Consider the following 21,302-nt stretch of genomic DNA (forward strand, 5'->3'; position numbering starts at 1 on the left):
CCTAATACAATATATATTTTTATTGAATGCTATTTATACTTTTATAATACTATATTGCATAAAATTAACCTTGAAATTATTTGTATTAATATAAGTCAAATATAAAGGTAAATTATAATACAACAAATCAATTACTTTAACAATAACTAGTTTTTATGTTTTACAAGTATAAAATATATTAATTATAAAACATATAATACATTTTTAAACTTAAAATAATATACAATAAAAAATGTAGAAAGCATCTATACTTTCTACATTTTTTATTATATATTATTTTTATATTAATTTAGTTTTATTTCGATTTAATCTTATAAAAAATTATTATAATTATCAAGTTTTATTCTCTTATTTATAATTTCCTATACCTTGTTAATAACATTTAAATTATTAAATTCACTTATATATATTTTTTCATTATATAAGTCCTCATCAAACATTTTTATTATATTTTCTACCTCATACTTATACTCATCTTCATGCACTCTATAAAGCATTAAGTCTTCTAGTATGTCTTTCATGTCGAAATACACATCTTCTAATAAATAAAAATAACCTTCCGCTATATCTTTCAATTTATCTATAGTATCCAATTTTTTACTTATATCCTTCACAACCTCTAAATTTTGTATATTTACATCTATGATTGTTGATAAGTACATTCTCACAGTTTTTATTATCTCAATCGAAAAATCTACAATATTATAATTTCCTTCTTTTTTATATAGTGACTCCTTAAATTTATCAAAACAATTATCTAAATTACAATTTATAGAATTGAATGGTGGTCTTATTATATCACGTATTATCAAAAGATTTTGTATATCTATATTATTTGTGATTGCTTCATCCAAAATAAATAAATTATATGCATCATTTAATGGGTCATGAGCATCTCCACTAAACTCTAAGTTAATAAATTCAAGTAAATTTTTCAATGATATATAGTTCATACATCTCATACCACAGTTTATATATTTTTCTTTTATATCTACAAATAAATCTCTAATATTATTTACAAATCTTGGATGATTATTTTTTTTAGAACTTCTCATATCTGTGTTATTGAAACATGTCAAATCTAAATTACCAAAAGTATATATCCCTTTAATGTCAGAAAATATGCCAAGCCATTTTTTAAACTTTCTCATGACCTCTTCATAACTTGGTGCATTCTTCAATTCTTCAGAAGATATATGTGTTAATTCCTGTATATGAGGATACAATTCATCATTACTTACTGGTCTTATTAAAGATTTAAATTTAGCAATATTTTTTGTTTTTTCATTATACATAACTGCTCCAATTGCAATTATATCAGAATTTAATACTGCTCTCTTTGATTTAGAATTTGGCATATTCATTTCAAAATCTATATATACTCTTTTCAATATAAACACCCTTTCCAATTGTTTATAGTGATTCTTTTTAATTACTTTTATTCAAAATTTTCTAAGAAAGAATGTTTCTCCCCATCTTTTTGCCAGCCAAGTACTGAATCAAGATTTACATTTTCTGCTGCCTTAAATATAGACTTTTCTACATTTTTAAAATTTGGTTCTAGACTCTTTATTAAGTCTTTTATTTCATATCTCTTATTGCCTGTTTTTTTAGCAGCAACCATACATGCACAATTTAATGGCCATATACCACTATGTTGAATAAATCTTATAATATGTTCTTCTCTTATATAATAAAGTGGTCTTATGATTTTTATACCTTCAAAATTAGTGGAATTAAGTTTAGGAAGCATTGTTTTAAAATTGCCAGCACACAATAAGTTAAGCATTGTTGTCTCTATTACATCATCATAATGATGACCTAATGCAAGTTTATTACATCCTAACTCTTCTGCTTTTGAATATAATGCTCCTCTCCTCATTCTTGCACACATATAACATGGATAATCTTTTGCTATTTCATCTGCTATTTCAAATATTCTTGAATCAAATAAATGTATTGGTATATTTAGATATTTACAATTATCTATAAGTAATTGTCTTATATTTGCATGGTATCCAGGGTCCATAGCAACAAATTCAACATCAAAATTAACTTGTCCATGTTTCTTTAACTCTTGAAACATTTTAGCCATAAGAATACTGTCTTTTCCACCAGAAATTGCTACAGCTATCTTATCCCCTTCTTCAACTAATTTATAATCTCTTATTGCCTTCATAAACTTGGACCATAAATTTTTTCTATACTTTTTTATTATACTTTTTTCTATATCTCTTACTGGAAGCCTTTCCTCAAAAGGAACTATAATTTCACAGCCTTTTCCTGATAGCTCACTCATTTAATCACCTCGTATATTTATGTTAATAATATTTTTAAAAAAAGTCTACCTTCATTCACAAAATACTATAATTTTTACTTTAATTTTAATAAATAATTTATAATTTGCAATAACACATAAACTTATAATAACATAAATAACCTCTTTCTTTTATTATCTTTTTTATTTTTCTCATTTAATATTTTATTATGAGTAACGATTTTTAAATGATTGAATATTATACACTAGATAGAGTTACCTATCTATTTACAACAAGGAGGTTTTCATCTTGGAAAATAAAACTAGAGATATCAAAAAAAATTGTGGTTCATCTTTGGCTAGACCATATGTTAACAATCAAATTTTCACAGAAATGTACTGCCTTTCTGATGCATTAAAATTTGGAACTATATTCCCAGAACTAAACTTATTAGAATCTGAAATGTACAACAAAGAATTATATGCTAAGCCAAAAAAATATAGAGGAGGTAGAAGATAATGAAAGATTCATCTAGAGCTGAACTTATGAGAAAAATTCAGGAGACATCTTTTGCATGTGTTGATATGAACTTATATTTAGACAATCATCCTAACGATAAAAATGCTATCAACACTTACAATTCATTATGTAATCAATTTGCGCAAGCTAGATATGCTTACGAAAATAAATACGGTCCTTTAACTAACTTTGGGTATGCTCCAAGTAGATGCCCTTGGCAATGGGCTGACCAACCTTGGCCTTGGGACAGAGAATTTAATTATTAGACATCGAGTATTGGAGGATTGAGAATTTATGTGGATATATCAGAAAACTATACAACACCCAGTTAATATAAAAACTTGCGACCCTAGAATGGCTAAATTTCTTATAACTCAATTTGGTGGACCAAATGGAGAACTTGCTGCATCATTGAGATATTTAAGCCAAAGATATACAATGCCTACTGGTAATATGCGTGCACTTTTAACAGATATTGGTACAGAGGAACTAGCTCACGTTGAGGTTATCTGTGCTATGGTTTATCAGTTGACTTCTGATGCAAGCCCTGAAGAACTAAAAGCTGCAGGTCTTGGTTCAAATTATGCTCAAAATGGATATGGACTTTATCCAACAGATTCAAATGGTGTTCCATTTGATGTAAGACCTATTGCAGTTATGTCAAACCCTGTAACTGATTTACATGAGGATATGGCAGCTGAACAAAAGGCACTTGCAACTTATTATCAACTTATAAATCTAACAGATGATGTTGATGTTATAAATGTACTAAAATTCTTAGGTCAAAGGGAAATAATTCACTATCAGAGATTTGGAGAAGCTTTAATGGACGCTTATGAGTTAGAAGAATCTCAAAAAATATTCTAAAATTTTTATTTATATAAACTACTACTATTTGATAATTTATAATTTACTGTTTGTGTTAAAATTTATAAAAAAATATAAATACAACTTATTTTCTATAAACGGAGAAAATAAATAAAAAAAGCAGGTACCAACCAAATAGTAGCATAAATTTAATATATGTTACTATCAATATTGTACCTGCTTTCATATTATAAGCAATAAAGAAAAATCTATTTATTAAGTTTCATAATAAAAAATAATTATAAAACTCTTCTTGCGTTTACATATCTACTTGAATAGTAGCTACTATTTATATTAGATATTGTTACCTTTTTTGATGAACCTGAAGATGCATGTATCATATCTCCATTTCCCATATATATTCCAACATGACTTACAGAACCATTGTTTGAACCTTGTGTATCAAAAAATATTAAATCTCCACTTCTAAGGTCTCCTCTATTTACATATGTTCCATACTTGCTTTGGTCTCTCGATACTCTTGGTATACTAACTCCTGCAGATTTTTTCATAACGTATTGTGTGAATCCAGAACAGTCAAAACTATTTGGACCTTCTGCTCCCCATACATATGGTTTTCCAAGTAGTGTTTTTGCAAAACTTATTACACTGTCAGCTCCCTGACTTGGAGAATTAGTTGAATCAGCTGGAGTTGAAGTATCAACAGAACCTTTTTCAGCAAGATATTGACTTGACACGTATCCTGTTTGATTGTCATGACTTACTTTTGTCCATCCTCCATTTTCAGAAATGCTTCCAACTTCAGTACCATAGCTTAATGTAGATACTTTAGAATGACCTGTACCTGGTCCTGTTCTAAGGTTCAATGACTTTGCTGTTACAACCTTTGTATCTTTTACAAGGTCATTTGAACTGTTTACATCATTTTCATTTGTAGAGTCATTTACACTAGTTCCTAAATATTTACTTGAAACATAACCCACTCTACCATTAGAACTTATTTTTGACCATCCATTTGACTCAGATATGTATCCAACTTCAGTCCCGTATCCTAGTGTAGATATTTTAGAACTACTTGTACTTGGCCCTGTTCTAAAATTTAATCCCTTTGCTGTTACAACTTTTGTTGACTTAACTGAAGCATCGTTACTTTCATTACTATTTCCAAGGTTATTTATTGCTACATAATTCCCATGCACATAACCTGTGTTTCCATTATATTTAACTTTTACCCAAGAACCATCTTTTCCTACGTACTCAACTTTATCACCTTTGTAAAGTTTCCCCATTGATTCATGGTTTGTACCTGGTCCTTTTCTAAAATTTACCGCATTCCCTGTTATTGTTCTGCTTTCCATGCTTACACTTTCTACTTCGGACTCATTAGCATATGCTAAGTTACCCATGGTAGGCATTATTATCGCAGTTGCCATTATACTGGCTGCTATCCTCTTTTGATTAAAATTCATAACTTTCCACTCATCTCCTCTTTTCTACTATCTTTATTTCATTTCTAAATATAAAAAAAATAATTGACACTATATTAAAATATCAATTATTTCTTTTATATTAATATTATTACAAATTTGTAACTATTTGTCTATAGCAATATTTATTTACCATAAATTACCATGAATGAATTTTAATCATTAATAGCCTGTAATTTAGCAATATAGCCATCTTTTACCTTTTTAAAAGATGGCTATATTTTTTAACTTTTTTGTAACTTTTTAAAATCCAGTTGAGCCAAACCCACCTTTTCCTCTTTCAGAGTCACTTAATTCTTTTACTTCTTCTATGTTAATATCATAGATAGGTTTTACTATCATTTGAGCAATTTTCATATGCTTTTCAACCTTAAAATCATTTTTCCCATGATTTATTAATATAATCTTAAGCTCTCCTCTATATCCTTCATCAATAGTTCCTGGTGTATTTAACACAGTAATAGAATGTTTTAAGGCAAGCCCACTTCTAGGTCTTACCTGTGCTTCTGTCATAGCAGGAAGCTCTATACATATTCCAGTTTTAATAAGTTTAGTCTCTCCAGAAGGTATTACAACCTCTTCTATAGAATACAAATCCATACCAGCATCACCTTTATGAGCGAAATTAGGTATTATAGCATCATCACTTAGTTTTTTTACTTTCAAATTGTACATTTTATATCTCCTTTCAACTTTCTATAAATATTATAACTTAAATTTAGACCTCTTGAAGTTTTTTATTTTTTTGTGGTAATATAATTATTAGTGTTTTAAAGGAGGATTTTTTATGAAACTTGTACTTGCTGAGAAACCATCTGTGGCAAAAACTATAGCATCATTTTTAGGTGCAAAGACCAGACAAGATGGCTACTTTGAAGGAAATGATTATATAATTACTTATGCGGTTGGACACTTAGTATCATTATATGATATGAAGGATTATGATAAAGATAAATATTCTGGATCTTGGAAAATGAATAATTTTCCATTTGTTCCTGAAGATAAGTTTAAATTTAAAATTGATAGTTCTAAAACCAAACAATTCAACACTGTAAAAAAGCTTTTGAATAGAAAAGATGTGGAATATGTAATAAATGCTACTGATAATGACCGAGAAGGAGAACTTATAGCATTTTTAATATTTTTACTTGCAAAAAATAAAAAACCAGTAAAAAGAATCTTGGTAAATGAATGGACACCAGAAGATATTACAAGAGGTATAAAAAACTTAAAAGACGAAGATGAGATGAGAAATCTTCAAGCTGCTGGATATACAAGGCTCATTACTGACTGGTTGATTGGAATAAATTTCACTTCTGTTGCTACATTAAAATATGGAAATGGAAAATTATTAAATATAGGTAGAGTAATTCTTCCAACAGTTAAATTAGTCTATGATAGAGATATGGAAATACTAAATTTCGTTCCTAAAACTTATTATGAAATAGAAGGTCATTTTAAAGCTGAAACTGGTGAATATAAAGGTAAATATGTTAAGGGCAAAGAAAGTAAATTTGATACACTTGAAGATGCAAATAAAATTATAGCTTCAATTACGTCTGAAACTGGTAAAATACTAGATAAAAAAGTTACTATGTCAAAAGAATATGCACCAAAACTTTTTAGTTTGACATCACTTCAAGGATATATAACTTCTAAGTATTCGAGTTTTACATCTGACAAGGTTTTAAACGTCTGTCAATCTCTTTATGAGGGGAATGGTAAGGGTGGATATATAACTTACCCTAGAACTGATTCTATTTTCTTGGAAGAAAGTTTGGCTTCAAAAGCTTCTCAAACTCTAGACAAACTAAAGGTTGGTCTTGAATACGAAAATAAAATTAAGTTTTCTAAAACTAAAAGGGTCTTTGATTCTTCTAAGGTAGACTCTCATAGTGCTATAACCCCAACTTATATAATTCCCAAAAGCTTATCTAAGGATGAACAATTAGTTTATGATACTATAAAAGATAGGTTTATAGCAAACTTTATGCCTCCTGCTGAATATGAGAACACAGAAATTAAGACTGAAGTAGATAATTGTACTTTTTTAACAAAAGGTAAGGTACTTAAATCAAAAGGATATCTTGAAGTATATAATAAGGAAGAAAAAAACGATTTACTTCCACTTGTGAATAAAGATGATATTGTAGATGTATTAGAAATAAAACCACTAACTAAGCAAACTACTCCACCTAAGCCATATACTGAGGACACCCTTTTAAAAGCTATGAAAAATTGTGGCAAAAATGTGCCTGAAAAAGATACAACAGTGCTGTCTGGATATTCAATTGGAACATCAGCCACACGTGCTGATGTATTAAATAAGATAAATCAAGTAGGATATGTAAAGAAAAAAGGAAAATCTTATTCTATAACAGACCTTGGAAAAAATTTAGTTGAAATTTTTCCTGTTAAAGACTTATTTGATGTAGATTATACTGGAAAACTTGAAAAAAGCTTGAGCGATATTCAAAAAGGAAAATACACTAGAAAAGAATATCTTACTAATATAATTAGTTTTATATATCAAAATGTAAATATTATAAAACAAGACGCTTCAAAAAATATAAACACAGAAGCATATACTTTTGATTCAAAAACTAAAAAATTTACCAAAACAAAAGAAAAAAAACAGAAAAAAGATGTGACTAATGCTGAAAAAGAAGTTGGTATATCAAAAGATTCTGACATCAAAAAAGAAGGTAGAAATAATGATGAAAATCAATCCCTTGGTAAATGTCCTATTTGTCAAGGTGATGTACTTGAATTTGATAAAGGATTTGCTTGTAAAAATCACAAAGAATGTAAATTTGTTATTTGGAAAAATGATAAGTACTTAAGTCTTTATAAAAAGAAAGTTAACAAAACAATGGTCAAAAATATTTTAAAAAAAGGTGAAACAAGAGTAAAATCTTTAACTGCTAAAAACGGTAATAAATTTGATGCTACATTAAAATATAATAAAAACCCAGATACTGGCTATTTTAATTGGAAAATAGAGTTTGATAACTAAATACTCATAAGAAAAGAAATGGCAGTAGTATAATATAGAATATTATGCTACTGCCATTTCTTTTCTTGCAAAGTTTTAACTTTGTAAATAGTGATAGCTAACCTAATTTCTTTACTATTTCTGATAACTTTAGTGTATGTTCATCCAATAAAGTTAGCTCTTCATCAGAAAGATTCGATAATTTTTTTACTAGAGATTCTTTGAAAATGGCTTTTACCGCATCAAATAATTCAAATGCCTTATCTGTTAATTCAACTCTAAGAATTCTTCTATCTTTTGGATCAGGAAATTTATTGACTAAACCATGTTCCACTAATCTATCAATAATCGGTGTCATGTTTGATTTTAAAATTCCTAAATTAGAAGCTATTTGAGAGATTGATGATGAATTCGATGTCATAAGATAAAGAATTACCTTAGCATGCGATGGAGCCATTGGACATTCTTCAAAATACGCTTTCATTATATCCGAGTTATTTTGAAATTTTTTTAACAAATCACTTTCTTTAAATATATTATTCTCAAGTACAAATAAAAAGTCTAAAAAAGAGTCCGCTATTTTAAGTATCTTGTTGTTATCCATATTCGTAACATCCCTTCAATAGATAATATAATAAAATATTCGTTATTTAATATAGTATAAATTATAAACTATTAATAAATTTAAAACAAGAAAAAGTTATTGACTCATAATAATTATAAATTTATAATCAAATTAGAGAATTATAAATTGCCAATAAAAGGGAAGTTTTTTAATTAGTCTAAAACTAAACTTAAATTATAAGACACTTTAAATTCTACAATAAGCTAGTGTGTAATATATAATAGGAGGAAATATGAAAAGATATTTAATAGTTTTCTTAATGTGTAGTTCACTGTTTTTAGTTGGATGTGGAAAAACAGAAGAATCTGAACCTGAGAAACCAATAGCAGTCTCTGTTCAAAAAGCAGTAGGTGGAGAAATTGAAAACACAAATTCTTTCTCAGGAACTACAAAGGTTAAAGATGAAACAGCTGTTACTGCACAGACTGTTGGCACAGTTCAAGAAGTTTATGTAAAACTTGGGCAAAATGTAAGAAAAGGAGATGAATTATTGAGCATAAGCAGTCCAGAGCTAGAAAATAGTGTAAAACAGAGTAAGGCAGCACTAGATTTAGCAAAAGCAAGTTATTCAAGTGCCACTGGTGGCTCATTAGAAGCTCAGGTAAATCAAGCAAAAACAGCTCTTGATAATGCAAAGATTCAATATGACGAATCTCAAAGAAATTATGACAATAATAGGGTTCTTTATGATCAGGAAGTAATTAGTTTAGACCAATTTAAAAAGATAGTATTTGCTTTGAAACAATCAAGGCAACAACTAGATTCTGCTCAAAGAGCATATGATACAGTAATTTCAAAAAGTATACCTCAATCTAAATCACTTGCTAAAAAACAACTTGATCAGGCTCAAGTATCATATAATTTAGCAATGAGTAACTTAGATAAATTAACATTAACATCTCCAGTAGATGGTACAATAACGGCTAAAAACTTTGATTCAAAAGAAATGATAACACAATCACAGCCAGCTTTTATTATTTCTAATCCTAATATATTAGAAGTTGATTTAAATGTGGCAGAATCAGATATAGGTAAATTTAAGAAGGATGGAAATGTAGATGTTATAATTGAGGGCCAAAGAGTTCTAGGAAAAATAGATTATGTACCCTCAGTAGTTGACCCTCAGACGTCTTTATATCCTGTTAAAGTACTTGTTACTAATACAAACAACAAGTTTAAAGCAGGAATGTCTGCTCAAGTAAACTTAATTGTCGAAAAAGAAAATGGTGCTGTTACAGTGCCTAAAAAGGCTATATTTGAAGAAAATGGAAAGAAATATGTATACATAACAAACAAAGATAATATAGCAAAGAAAAAATTAGTTCAAACTGGAATTGTAACAGAGGATAAAACAGAAATTAAAAGTGGTGTGAGTGATAAAGATACAGTGATTATTGGAGGGATAAGTCTTATTTCTGATGGAACTAAGATATTTCCTGTAGAAAAGGAGAATTAGACTATGAATTTAACACATACTTCCGTTAAACGTCCTCTCACAATCATAATGGTCTTTTTAGTATTAATAGTTTTTGGTGGTATTGGATATAAGAAAATGTCAATAAACCTAATGCCTGATATAGAAATACCGGTTGTAATGGTTATGACTACTTGGACAGGTGCTGGTCCTCAAGACGTCGATGAACAAATTAGTCAAAAAGTTGACGAAAGTTTATCAGCTGTTTCAAATGTAAAATCTACTATATCAAGTTCACAAGAAAGTGTTTCTATGGTAGTGGCTCAATTTGAATTTGGAACTAATTTAGATGAGATAATGAATGATGTTAGGTCTAAAGTTGATGCATTGCAGACTAGCCTTCCAGATGATTCAGCTAAACCAACAGTTCTAAAATTAGATATGAATGCACAAGCTATAGGTCAGCTTGTTATATCTGGAGGAAATGAAAATAGTTCACAGGCATTAAGAAAATATGCTGAGGATGTAATTCAACCTAAAATAGAATCTATAGATGGTGTTACATCAGCAGACCTTAAAGGTGGAGAAAAAGCACAAATTAATGTAATAGCTGACCCAGCGGTTCTTTCAAATTATGGAGTCAGTTTATCAACTATAAAGGGCATTTTATCATCTAGTAATAAAACATTCCCTTATGGTTCAATTACTCAAGGTGAGGATAAAATAGTTCTAAGAGCAATTGATAAACTAGAATCTTTAGAGGACATAAAACAGATTCAAATTCCTGTAAAGGGAGGAAATACAGTTAGATTAGATAATCTTTGTAGTGTAGATTATGGATACGCAGACAAAGACAGTATTTATAGATACAATGGAAAAGACAGTTTAGTAATTGATATTTCTAAACAACAGGATGCCAATACTGTAAAAGTTATGCAAAGTGCATATAAATATGTGGATGAATTGAATAAAGAAAATCCTCAATTTAAAATTAAAATTGCTAACGATACAAGTTCATACATAAGCGAATCAATAAACAGTGTAATGAGCAACTTACTTATAAGTGCTGTTATTGCATTTATTGTAATATTTGCTTTCCTAAAAAGTGTAAGAGCTTCACTAGTTGTTGCAGTTGCAATACCAATTTCTATAATAGGTGCTATAGCAATTCTCTACTTTACTGGTGAAAGTTTAAACCTTATTACTGCAAGTTCATTGGTAATTTCAGTTGGTATGGTTGTTGATAATGCTACAGTTGTAATTGAAAATATATTTAAATATAGGAAAAGTGGTAGGTTAAGTCTTGACGATTGTGCTATTGAGGGAACAAGAACTGTAACCAATGCAATACTTGCATCGACATTGACTACTATAGCAATATTCTTGCCTATTATGTTTACAGAAGGTATAGCCAAAATAACCTTTGGAGCATTGGGTAAAACACTAATAGCTTCCCTAGCCTTCTCTTTTATAGGTGCAATTACACTTGTTCCTAGTGTATTTGCAAAATTAAGTAGAGGAAAAAATAGCCAAAAGATGCAAGAAAAAGATAGCCCTATATTTGATAAGGTAAGTGAAGCATATAAAAAATTATTAAGTGTATGTTTGAGACATCAACGTTTAGTTGTAATATCAAGTTTACTTATTTTTGTAGCTTCCCTATTTGGAATGGGATTCATAGGTATGGACTTTATGCCTGCTGCAGACAAGGGAGAATTATCTATTTCTATAGAACTTCCAAAAGGTCTTAGCCTAGAATACAATGATTATTATGTATCTATGACCGAGAAAAAAGTTTCAGATATTCCAGAAGTTAAAACTTTAATAACAACTTTAACATCAGATTCAAACAATAATATAGCAAATATAGCAATTGAATTAGAATCTCAAAAAAATAGAAAAAGGACTACTGATGAAATAGAAAAAGAGATAATTGATAGGGTTGCTACTGTGCCAGATTGTAAAATAAACGTAAGTCAAAACAGTAGTGTTATGGGTGGAGCTGGAGGAGCAGACTTCACATTAGAAATGAAAGGTCCTGATTTAGATGTATTGAAGATATTAGGAAAAGAAGCTGAAAAAGAATTTAGTTCTATAAAAGGATTTAGAAACGTTGAAACGTCTCTTGCAGATACAACACAAGAGGCTCAATTTACAATAGACAAACACAAAGCTCAGGAATATGGTGTAAATACTACTGAAATTGCAGGATTATTACGTACAGCAATAAATGGTGATTCAGTTACTACTGCCACAATTGATGATTACAAGGTCGATGTAAATCTAAAATTTAAAGCAGATAGTATTGATAATCTAGAAGATATTAAACAATTAAAAGTAAATTCGGCAACTGGAAAAGAAGTTCCTCTTGGGGCTTTTTCAGACATAAAAATGGCAGATGGTTTACAATCTATATCTAGAACTGATGGAGACTTTTCTGTAAATATAACTGCTACACTTGACAATTTAGATGCTGGTACTGCTACAAAACTAGCATTAGAGAAAACGAACAAAATGGTAATTCCTAAAGATTACTCTATAGGTGTTGGTGGTGAAACAGAGATGATGAATGAATCTATGGCGAGTCTTGGATTTTCAATGGTCATAGCTATAGCATTAGTTTATATGGTAATGGTAGCTCAGTTTGAATCATTTAGTAAACCATTTATAATTATGTTCTGTGTTCCATTTGCATTTGTTGGAGTTGTACTTTCTCTTCTAGTTAGTGGTCAAAGTTTAAGTACTGTCGGTATGCTAGGTATAATCTTACTTATAGGTATCGTTGTTAATAATGGTATAGTTCTTATTGACTACATAGAGCAACTTAGAAAAGCAAATCGTAATAATGATTTAATTGGTTTGGTTTCAATTGGTTGTGCAGCAAGATTAAGACCAGTTCTAATGACTACAGCAACAACAATTTTAGGTATGTTACCAACAGCACTATCTCTTGGTGAAGGTGGGGAGACAATGCAACCACTAGCTATAGTTATAATGGGTGGTCTAACTGTATCTACACTTATAACTTTGGTACTTATACCTACTATATACTTAATATTTGATAAATGGGAAAATAAGTTTTCAGGCAAAATGCCTAAAATATTTGGTAAGATAACAGATAAAATAGGAAGTATAAAGCGCAAGATAATAAAGAAACCAAAATTGAAAGCTAAAGTTTAAATAGAATGGAGGGTGATTGTATTGAATAAAAGAGTTAGCAAAATGGTTGCAATTGGCTGTGGTGTTGGTATAATAACAGCCAATCTAATACCAATTTATGCAGATGATAATACTTCTTCTATAAATAAAGTTGATAATTCCATTGTAAGTGAATCAAATAAAAGAACATCTGAAAAGGAAATTTTGACTGCTAGAGAAGCTGTAAGTGCTGCACTTAAAAATAGTGAAAAATTAAAAATGAAATCAGAAGAAATAAAAATGTTAAAAGAAAAGTTAAAAGTACAAGATGAAATTGATAGGTATGATGAAGGTAACAACTCATTTCCATATGACCAAATGGGACTTCTTAAAAATCAAAGTGAGCAAGCTAAAGAATTTATGGAAGACCAAATAGCCAACGACATTACTAATAAATTTAATGATTTAGTCTCAAGAGAAAATGAACTAGATAAGATAAAAAACAATATTGAGATAAAAACTAAAGAAATTAAAGATATGAAATTAAAAAAGGATTTAGGGTTAGTAACCTCTTTAGAAACTGAGTCAGCTGAACTTGAACTTCAGACATTACAAAATACTCAAAAAGCCAAACTTCAAGAACTAAAAAATAACCAAGACTATTTTAAATTGTTAACTAATATAGATTTAAACAATTATCAATTAGATAAAGAATATAGATTTGAATCTTTTAGAGTAGGTGGCTCAGTTGATTCATATATGGAAGGTAAGGTTAATAAATATTTAAAATATGACCAATTGATTTTAGAACGTACAGAAGAAAGTTTTTATGATGATGATGAGAATAAAGTAGATTTACCAGATAGACCTAGTCTTACAAGACCAGTTGCTCCCAAAAAACCAGAACAAGGTAGTCTAACTGATGATGAATATAATGTTCTTATGGATAAGTATAAAAAAGATTATGAACAATATAAAAACAAAGTTGACGCATATAATCTTGAAAGAAAAACTTATGCTGCTGGTCTTACTACTTATGCAAATTATCTTCAGCAAAAATACAATACTGAAAATGGTCTAGTAACATTAGAAGACAGTAAGAAAGCTCTTAAAAAAGGATTAATTGATAGCTATGCTCAATTACTTGCTTTAGAAGATACAATTCAGACTACTAAAAAGCAACTTGAACTATCAGAAAAACAATTAAAAAATACTAAATTAAGATATGATTTAGGATTAATTACTCTAACTGATTATAAAAAACAAGTTGTAAGTAATGATGATGCTAAAAATAGCTATGACACACTTATTGTGAATTATAACTCATTAAAAAATGGTATAGAGAAGCCTTGGATACTTAATACTGGAAACAATTCTAGTAAATAGAAAGATTACTTTAACATACATTTGATTAAAAAATAGCTATGCACACTCGTAACTTTAATCATGGAAGATTCAGAAGGCAAATAATAGAAATAGATTAGCAAAGATATATTTACTTATAAAACCGTATACTTTGATAGAGGCTATCTCAAAATAGAGATAAGCCTCTTTTTCATTATTTAAATAATAAAAATATATTTGATTTCACACAAAAAAGAGTGCCTCATGAACTAAAAAGTTCATTTTGAGACACCCTCAAAAGCTTAACTCTAAATTTAATTATCTTTTATCAAATGTCTCATCTATTTTGCATCTCACCATATTAACAAATTCAGAAATATTATATCCTCTAAGTTTGCATCCACATTTAGGACAATAGTCCAATTTCCTAGATACCAAAGCCCTACAGCTAGGTTCTGGACATCTTATTTTTAGACTTTCCTCTGCTACTTTAAATCCACATCGTGGGCATACACTACCTGGACGTGATGATACTTCCTTTCCACATTTAGGACACTTTGTCAACTTTATCCCCTCCAGTAAACTCAATTTAATTATAGTTAAAATTTCTCTCTACAGTAATATATGCAATATAATTAAATACGTTTCACTTACAACTATATAAGTTAAATTTTTATAATAAATATCCCCTATATTCAACTTACAAATACTTAATTTGATACATTAAACAATAGGGGATATTATTTTAATTTAGTTATATATTTTACAGTCTATTATTATCTAGGATTTTTTATAGATGCTTGAGCTGCTGCAAGTCTAGCAATTGGCACCCTAAATGGTGAACAAGATACATAGTTAAGCCCCACACTATAACAGAACTCTACTGAAGATGGTTCTCCACCATGCTCTCCACATATTCCTAGTTTTAATTCTGGTTTAACTTCTCTACCTAATTTAGCTCCCATCTTAACCAATTTACCAACACCATTTTGGTCTAGTACTTGGAATGGGTCCTTTTCTAGTATTTCTTCATCTACATATTGACTTAAGAATTTACCAGCATCATCTCTTGAATATCCAAATGCCATTTGAGTTAAGTCATTAGTACCAAAACTGAAGAAGTCCGCTTCTTGTGCTATTTCATCAGCAGTTAAACAAGCTCTAGGTATTTCTATCATAGTACCTATAGTATAAGGAACTTCTACCCCTTCTTCTTTTATTATAGCATCAACAGTATCTACTATCATTTTTCTTATTATCTTTAACTCATTTACTTCTCCAACTAATGGAACCATTATTTCTGGAGAAACTTTAACACCTGCTCTTATTGCTTCTATAGCTCCTTGTATTATGGCTTTAGATTGCATTACACATATTTCAGGATAAGTTATTGCAAGTCTACAACCTCTGTGTCCAAGCATTGGATTAAATTCATCTAAATCAACTATTCTCTTCTTAATATCACTTACTTTTATTCCCATAGATTCTGCAAGTTCTTCTATAGTCTCATCATCATGAGGTAAGAATTCATGTAGTGGTGGGTCTAGTAATCTTATATTAACTGGTTTTCCATCCATAACTTTGAATAACTCTACAAAATCTTCTCTTTGCATTGGTAATATTTTTTCAAGTGCTTTTTCTCTTTGCTCTACTGTATTAGATAATATCATTTCTCTAACTGCTGGTAATCTATCTTCATCAAAGAACATATGCTCAGTTCTACATAGACCTATACCTTCAGCACCAAACTCTATAGCTGCACGAGCATCTCTAGGATTATCTGCATTAGTTCTAACCATCATACATTTGTGCTTATCTACCCAGTTCATCAATTTTTCAAAGTTTCCAGTTAAAGATACTTCTGTTTTCTTAACATCTCCTAGGTACACATTTCCTGTAGAACCATCTATAGAAATGTATTCTCCTTCTTTTATAACTACATCATCAAGTGCTCTTATTTCTTTATTAAACTCATCAACTTTTATCTCTCCACATCCAGCAACACAACATTTGCCCATACCTCTAGCAACAACTGCTGCATGTGATGTCATTCCACCTCTAGCTGTAAGAATTCCTTCAGCTTTAATCATACCTTCTATATCTTCTGGAGATGTCTCTAGTCTAACTAAAACTACTTTTTCTCCTTTTTCATTTGCTTTTACTACATCATCAGCATTGAAATAAACTTTACCACTTGCCGCACCTGGTGATGCTGGTAAACCTTTTGCTATAACTTTAGCTTCTTTTAATGCGTTATCTTCAAATTTTGGATGTAATAATTGGTCTAATTGATTAGGCTCAATTCTCATTATAGCTTCTTTTTCATCAATTATTCCAGCTTCAACTAAATCAACTGCTACATTTATTGCTGCTTTTGCTGTTCTCTTACCATTTCTAGTTTGTAGTATATATAATCTTTCATTTTCTATAGTAAACTCTATATCTTGCATATCTTTATAGTGACCTTCAAGTATATGAGTAATTTTTACGAATTCATCAAATACAGCTGGCATTACATCAGCAAGAGTTGATATATTTTGAGGAGTTCTTATACCTGCAACAACGTCTTCGCCTTGTGCATTCATCAAGAATTCACCAAATAATTTATTTTCTCCTGTGGCTGGATTTCTAGTAAATGCAACACCTGTACCACTAGTTTCTCCCATATTACCAAATACCATTGATTGAATATTTACTGCTGTTCCTAAGTTATGAGCTATATCATTCAACTTGCGGTATACGATTGCACGAGGATTATTCCATGATTTAAATACAGCCTCTATTGCAAGCATTAATTGCTCTTTTGGGTCTTGTGGGAAATCATTTTTTATTTCTTTTTTGTAAATTGCTTTAAATTCTTTTACTATTTCTTTTAAATCCTCAGTTGTAAGTTCTGTATCAACTGTGTATCCTTTTTCTTCTTTTACTCTGTCTAATACATTTTCAAATTTATATTTTGGAACTTCCATAGCAACATCAGAAAACATTTGTATGAATCTTCTGTAACTATCATATGCAAATCTTTCATTTTGTGTAGCCTCTGCTAGACCAACAACACTATTATCATTAAGACCTAGATTAAGAATTGTATCCATCATTCCTGGCATAGAGAATACTGCACCAGAACGAACTGATACTAATAATGGATTCTTATTGCATCCTAATGTTTTATCTAATTCTTTTTCTAAAGTGGCTAAATGCTCTTCTATTTCTTTTATTATATCTTCTCTTATACTTTCATTGTTAACATAATAATCATTACATGCTTCTGTTGTTATAGTGAATCCAGGAGGAACAGGTAAACCTATCTTAGTCATTTCTGCTAAATTGGCACCTTTACCTCCTAGTAAAGATTTCATGTCTTTGCTTCCTTCACCAAAACTATAAACATACTTAGTTTCCATTGTTAAATCCCCCATTAATCTTTTTATTTTAATTTATATCATTTTTATTAATAGACATTATTAAATTTCTATTTCTTTGTATATCTTTAGACCATTTTCTTTCATTATGTCTAAAATTATACCTGCTGTTTCCTCTATTGCCTTATTTGAAACATTTATTACTGGGCATCCAATTCTTTTCATTATCTCTTCTGAATAATCTAACTCCTGAAGTATTCTTTCTAAATTAGCATAGTTTGCCTTACTGGATAGACCTAAGGCTTTTAACCTTTGAGTTCTTATCTCATTTAGCTTTTCAGGTGAATTAGTAAGACCTATTATCTTTTTAGTATCTATCTCAAATACTTCTTTAGGAATTGGTATTTCTGGAACTAATGGAACATTAGCTACTTTTATATTTTTATTAGCTAAATACATGCTCAAAGGAGTTTTAGATGTTCTTGAGATTCCCACTAAAATTATGTCTGCTTGAAGAACACCTCTAGGGTCTTTCCCATCATCATATTTTACTGCAAACTCTATAGCTTCAACTCTCTTAAAGTAAGATTCATCTAATTTTCTAATTATACCAGCTTCTCTTTTAGGTTTTCTTCCTGTTCTCTTGCTTATTTCTCTTAGTATATCTGTCATAAGGTCTATACAACTAAGACCTTCTCTTTCACAATACCTTTCAACAATACTGCATAACTCTTCATCAACTAATGTATATACAATCAAAGCGTTTTCAGCTTTTGCATTCTCCAAAGTTTCAAGTAGTACTCCTTTGTTAATCATGTATGGAAATCTTTTTATTTCATAAGTTTCATTTACATAAAATTGAGACATACATGCTTTTGCAACTTGTTGCGCAGTCTCCCCTACTGAATCTGATACTGCATATATAATTAGGTTTTTCACCAGCATACCTCCTTAATTGTCAACTATTTCTAAAAATAGCCTAGTTATGTTGGTCTTTGATATTCTCCCAACAACTCTCATATGATTTTTGTCTTCTCCCTTATATTCAACAATTGGAATCGAATCTACTTCATGTTCTATTATTTTTCTTGAAGCTAATAAAACACTTGCTCCTTTAGTCAAAGTGACTACATTTGGAGTTCTTGTCATTATCATACCTATTGGCATCTTATTTATATCAGAACCTCCTATAGTTGCTTTTAACAAGTCTTTTCTGGAAACAACTCCACATAACTCTTCATTCTCATCTATAATAACTATACTCCCTACATCAGATAAAAACATAGTGACTATTACATCATATATACTTTCGTCCTTCTTAGCTAGTACAGGCATGCTCATTATATCTTCTACTGTTTTTTCTTTTATACTTTTACCAATTAAGTTAATTTCACTAACTCCTGAATAAAAATATCCAACTTTTGGTCTTGCGTCTAATATTCCTGTCATTGTCAATATAGCTAAATCAGATCTAAGTGTAGCACGAGTCACATTCAAGCTGGAGGCAATACTTTCACTCGTTATTGGTTCATTTTCCTTAACTATATCTATAATTTTTAGTTGTCTTTCATTAAGCTGAATAATAATCACCTTCTTTCATTGTGCTATACTTTTTATCTTTTCGCATCTTATATAGTATATTATATAACTATATATACCATTCTGTAAACAGATTTTTTATTGAATACGATATATTTTTTACTAAGTTCTCTCGCTTAAAGATATTTATTATATATTAATGGGGGATATTTCTTTAATTAATAGAACTATATTAGTATTACAGTTAATATTATAATACATAATTGGTCATTTTAATTCATTTTATATTAAAATTTTTAATAATATTATTTTAATATGAATACAAAATTGCATAACCAATTTAAATTAATTTTTATAACTACAAATAACCTATAATATACTTCTAGAGAAAATCTCCTAACAAGAACATATAAAAATTTAAAAGGGCTGATTTAGAAACAACCATCAACCCTTTTAACTAATATCTATTTTATATTACTATTAAATCTTACCCAAATATTTTTTCTTGTAATTGTCTTAAATGATATAAAGTAGTATCTTTTTCTATCTCTACCATGTCATAAGTTATAACTTCACCTTTTTTAATATCTTTGACAACTTTAGTCTTTTTGCTTATCAAGCCAATAGGTACAGCGTTCATAGCTTTTGCTACATCGTATTTTTCTATAGTACCATAGCATGTATATTCTCCATACCCATCCATATATTCACCTTTTTTCAAATCTTTCTTAGCTATAGTCATAACTTCTGCAACTAACCCAGCTTTAGGCACTATTGTAGCCTTATTTTCTAAAACTGCCATAGCTGCTGATAAAGGAGTCTCTAAACTACATAAATGATATGGTCTATATAATATGTAATTAGGTCCATCACCCATACTTAAATATTTTAGTTCATCATTAACTGCTTTTAATTTATGAGCAACTACTACGAAAACTCCAGGTGCTATACCATTTACAAAATCAACTACACCATAATTATCTAATACTCCACCTTCGCTTTTTAATGCATATTTCTTAGGTACTTCATCGACTGTAGCCTCAATACCATGACCACCTCTTACATCAGGTACAAATCCAGTTGCATTACACATTAAAGCCATTTCTACCATTGTTTTAGTCCCTTCTTTAAAAGAAGCTATCATATGAGGTGAAGCTCCTTTTCTTTCTGCTTCGTCCCTAACTGTATCAGGATTACAATCTAAATCTAATTTATTATTTTTGCCTTTACCTATTACTCTAACTTCAAACCCCATTGCATCTGCAAAATCAAATAATTCCATTACTGCACCTGGCTCATCTCCTGCAGAACCTGTAAATATTACTCCAGCATCGTCTGCTAATTTTTTAAGTATTGGTCCAACAACACAATCAGTTTCAGCGTTTAACATAACTATATGTTTTTTATTTAAAATAGAATTTAATGCTATCTCTGCACCAATTGCAATACCACCAGTTGCATCTATAACCACATCTATTGACTTAGTTTTACAAGCCACAAGAAAATCATTACATGTCAATACTTTTCCTTCTTGTAATTTCATTTCTGCATCATTTTCATTTGTTACATTATCTATAATTTCTTCATCTATTCCTGCATCAGTAAATGCTTTATGAGCTAACTCTAAATTTATATCTACAACAATAGAAGCCTCGATACCTTTCATATTTGCCATTTGGCTTACCATTCCATTTCCCATATGCCCAGCTCCGATAAGAGCTACTTTTATTTTTTTACCTTCTTCCTCCAATTTTGCAAGTTTTCTGTTTAAATCTAACATACTAATTCCTCCT

Annotated in this window: 17 protein-coding genes; 7 read left to right on the forward strand and 10 right to left on the reverse strand. The window is 29.6% G+C overall.

Annotated features, from left to right (window positions below; genetic code table 11):
• Positions 1–362: 362 nt before the first annotated feature.
• Positions 363–1,391, reverse strand: a complete 1,029-nt coding sequence (locus tag JJC02_11595; GenBank protein UDN53546.1) for an exonuclease domain-containing protein — start codon at positions 1,389–1,391, stop codon at positions 363–365.
• A gap of 47 nt (positions 1,392–1,438) precedes the next feature.
• Positions 1,439–2,299: a tRNA 2-thiocytidine biosynthesis protein TtcA gene (locus tag JJC02_11600; GenBank protein UDN53547.1), complete on the reverse strand. Its 861-nt coding sequence runs from the start codon at positions 2,297–2,299 to the stop codon at positions 1,439–1,441.
• Between the two features lie 268 nt (positions 2,300–2,567).
• On the opposite strand from JJC02_11600, the gene JJC02_11605 reads away from it, so the two are divergent.
• The 3 genes from JJC02_11605 to JJC02_11615 are packed head-to-tail and all read left to right on the forward strand — an operon-like array spanning position 2,568 to position 3,644.
• Positions 2,568–2,777 (forward strand): spore coat associated protein CotJA, encoded by a 210-nt coding sequence (locus JJC02_11605; GenBank protein UDN53548.1) that lies wholly within the window; start codon positions 2,568–2,570, stop codon positions 2,775–2,777.
• The gene (locus tag JJC02_11610) at positions 2,777–3,043 is read left to right on the forward strand and encodes a spore coat protein CotJB (GenBank protein ID UDN53549.1); all 267 of its coding nucleotides are present in this window, start codon (positions 2,777–2,779) and stop codon (positions 3,041–3,043) included. The genes JJC02_11605 and JJC02_11610 overlap by 1 nt, the downstream gene beginning before the upstream one ends.
• A 28-nt stretch (positions 3,044–3,071) precedes the next feature.
• Complete coding sequence (locus tag JJC02_11615; protein ID UDN53550.1) at positions 3,072–3,644, forward strand: manganese catalase family protein; 573 nt, start codon at positions 3,072–3,074, stop codon at positions 3,642–3,644.
• A 239-nt stretch (positions 3,645–3,883) separates the two neighbouring features.
• On the opposite strand, the gene JJC02_11620 is transcribed toward JJC02_11615, so the two are convergent.
• Together JJC02_11620 and dut are read right to left on the reverse strand one after the other, a co-directional pair.
• The gene (locus JJC02_11620) at positions 3,884–5,074 is read right to left on the reverse strand and encodes an SH3 domain-containing protein (protein ID UDN53551.1); all 1,191 of its coding nucleotides are present in this window, start codon (positions 5,072–5,074) and stop codon (positions 3,884–3,886) included.
• Positions 5,075–5,335: 261 nt separating this feature from the next.
• The gene (dut, locus tag JJC02_11625; protein ID UDN53552.1) at positions 5,336–5,767 is read right to left on the reverse strand and encodes a dUTP diphosphatase; all 432 of its coding nucleotides are present in this window, start codon (positions 5,765–5,767) and stop codon (positions 5,336–5,338) included.
• Between the two features lie 112 nt (positions 5,768–5,879).
• Here dut and JJC02_11630 point away from each other — a divergent pair, with 112 nt between their 5' ends.
• Complete coding sequence (locus JJC02_11630; GenBank protein UDN53553.1) at positions 5,880–8,108, forward strand: type IA DNA topoisomerase; 2,229 nt, start codon at positions 5,880–5,882, stop codon at positions 8,106–8,108.
• A gap of 97 nt (positions 8,109–8,205) precedes the next feature.
• Here JJC02_11630 and JJC02_11635 read toward each other — a convergent pair whose 3' ends face one another.
• Positions 8,206–8,691, reverse strand: coding sequence for a MarR family transcriptional regulator (locus JJC02_11635; protein ID UDN53554.1), 486 nt, complete (start codon positions 8,689–8,691; stop codon positions 8,206–8,208).
• Between the two features lie 253 nt (positions 8,692–8,944).
• Between JJC02_11635 and JJC02_11640 the strand changes: the two genes are divergently transcribed.
• The 3 genes from JJC02_11640 to JJC02_11650 are packed head-to-tail and all read left to right on the forward strand — an operon-like array spanning position 8,945 to position 14,650.
• On the forward strand, positions 8,945–10,168 hold the full coding sequence (locus tag JJC02_11640) for an efflux RND transporter periplasmic adaptor subunit (GenBank protein ID UDN53555.1): 1,224 nt from the start codon (positions 8,945–8,947) through the stop codon (positions 10,166–10,168).
• Positions 10,169–10,171: 3 nt separating this feature from the next.
• Positions 10,172–13,306 (forward strand): efflux RND transporter permease subunit, encoded by a 3,135-nt coding sequence (locus tag JJC02_11645; protein UDN53556.1) that lies wholly within the window; start codon positions 10,172–10,174, stop codon positions 13,304–13,306.
• A gap of 21 nt (positions 13,307–13,327) precedes the next feature.
• Positions 13,328–14,650: a TolC family protein gene (locus JJC02_11650; protein ID UDN53557.1), complete on the forward strand. Its 1,323-nt coding sequence runs from the start codon at positions 13,328–13,330 to the stop codon at positions 14,648–14,650.
• 276 nt (positions 14,651–14,926) lie between these two features.
• Here JJC02_11650 and JJC02_11655 read toward each other — a convergent pair whose 3' ends face one another.
• The 5 genes from JJC02_11655 to JJC02_11675 form a co-directional block, all read right to left on the reverse strand.
• Positions 14,927–15,172: a zinc ribbon domain-containing protein gene (locus JJC02_11655; GenBank protein ID UDN53558.1), complete on the reverse strand. Its 246-nt coding sequence runs from the start codon at positions 15,170–15,172 to the stop codon at positions 14,927–14,929.
• Positions 15,173–15,384: 212 nt separating this feature from the next.
• Positions 15,385–18,012 (reverse strand): pyruvate, phosphate dikinase, encoded by a 2,628-nt coding sequence (locus JJC02_11660; GenBank protein UDN53559.1) that lies wholly within the window; start codon positions 18,010–18,012, stop codon positions 15,385–15,387.
• A 60-nt stretch (positions 18,013–18,072) separates the two neighbouring features.
• Entirely contained in the window at positions 18,073–18,915 is an 843-nt protein-coding gene (locus tag JJC02_11665; GenBank protein UDN53560.1) for a kinase/pyrophosphorylase, read from the reverse strand.
• Positions 18,916–18,921: 6 nt separating this feature from the next.
• Positions 18,922–19,560 carry a helix-turn-helix transcriptional regulator gene (locus JJC02_11670; GenBank protein UDN53561.1) on the reverse strand — a complete coding sequence of 213 codons (639 nt, stop codon included), beginning with the start codon at positions 19,558–19,560 and terminating at the stop codon, positions 18,922–18,924.
• Between the two features lie 436 nt (positions 19,561–19,996).
• Entirely contained in the window at positions 19,997–21,289 is a 1,293-nt protein-coding gene (locus JJC02_11675; GenBank protein ID UDN53562.1) for an NAD(P)-dependent oxidoreductase, read from the reverse strand.
• Between the last annotated feature and the right edge of the window lie 13 nt (positions 21,290–21,302).

It is taken from the genome of Clostridioides sp. ES-S-0054-01 (genome assembly GCA_021561035.1).
In the GTDB taxonomy this organism is placed as follows: Bacteria; Bacillota; Clostridia; order Peptostreptococcales; family Peptostreptococcaceae; genus Clostridioides.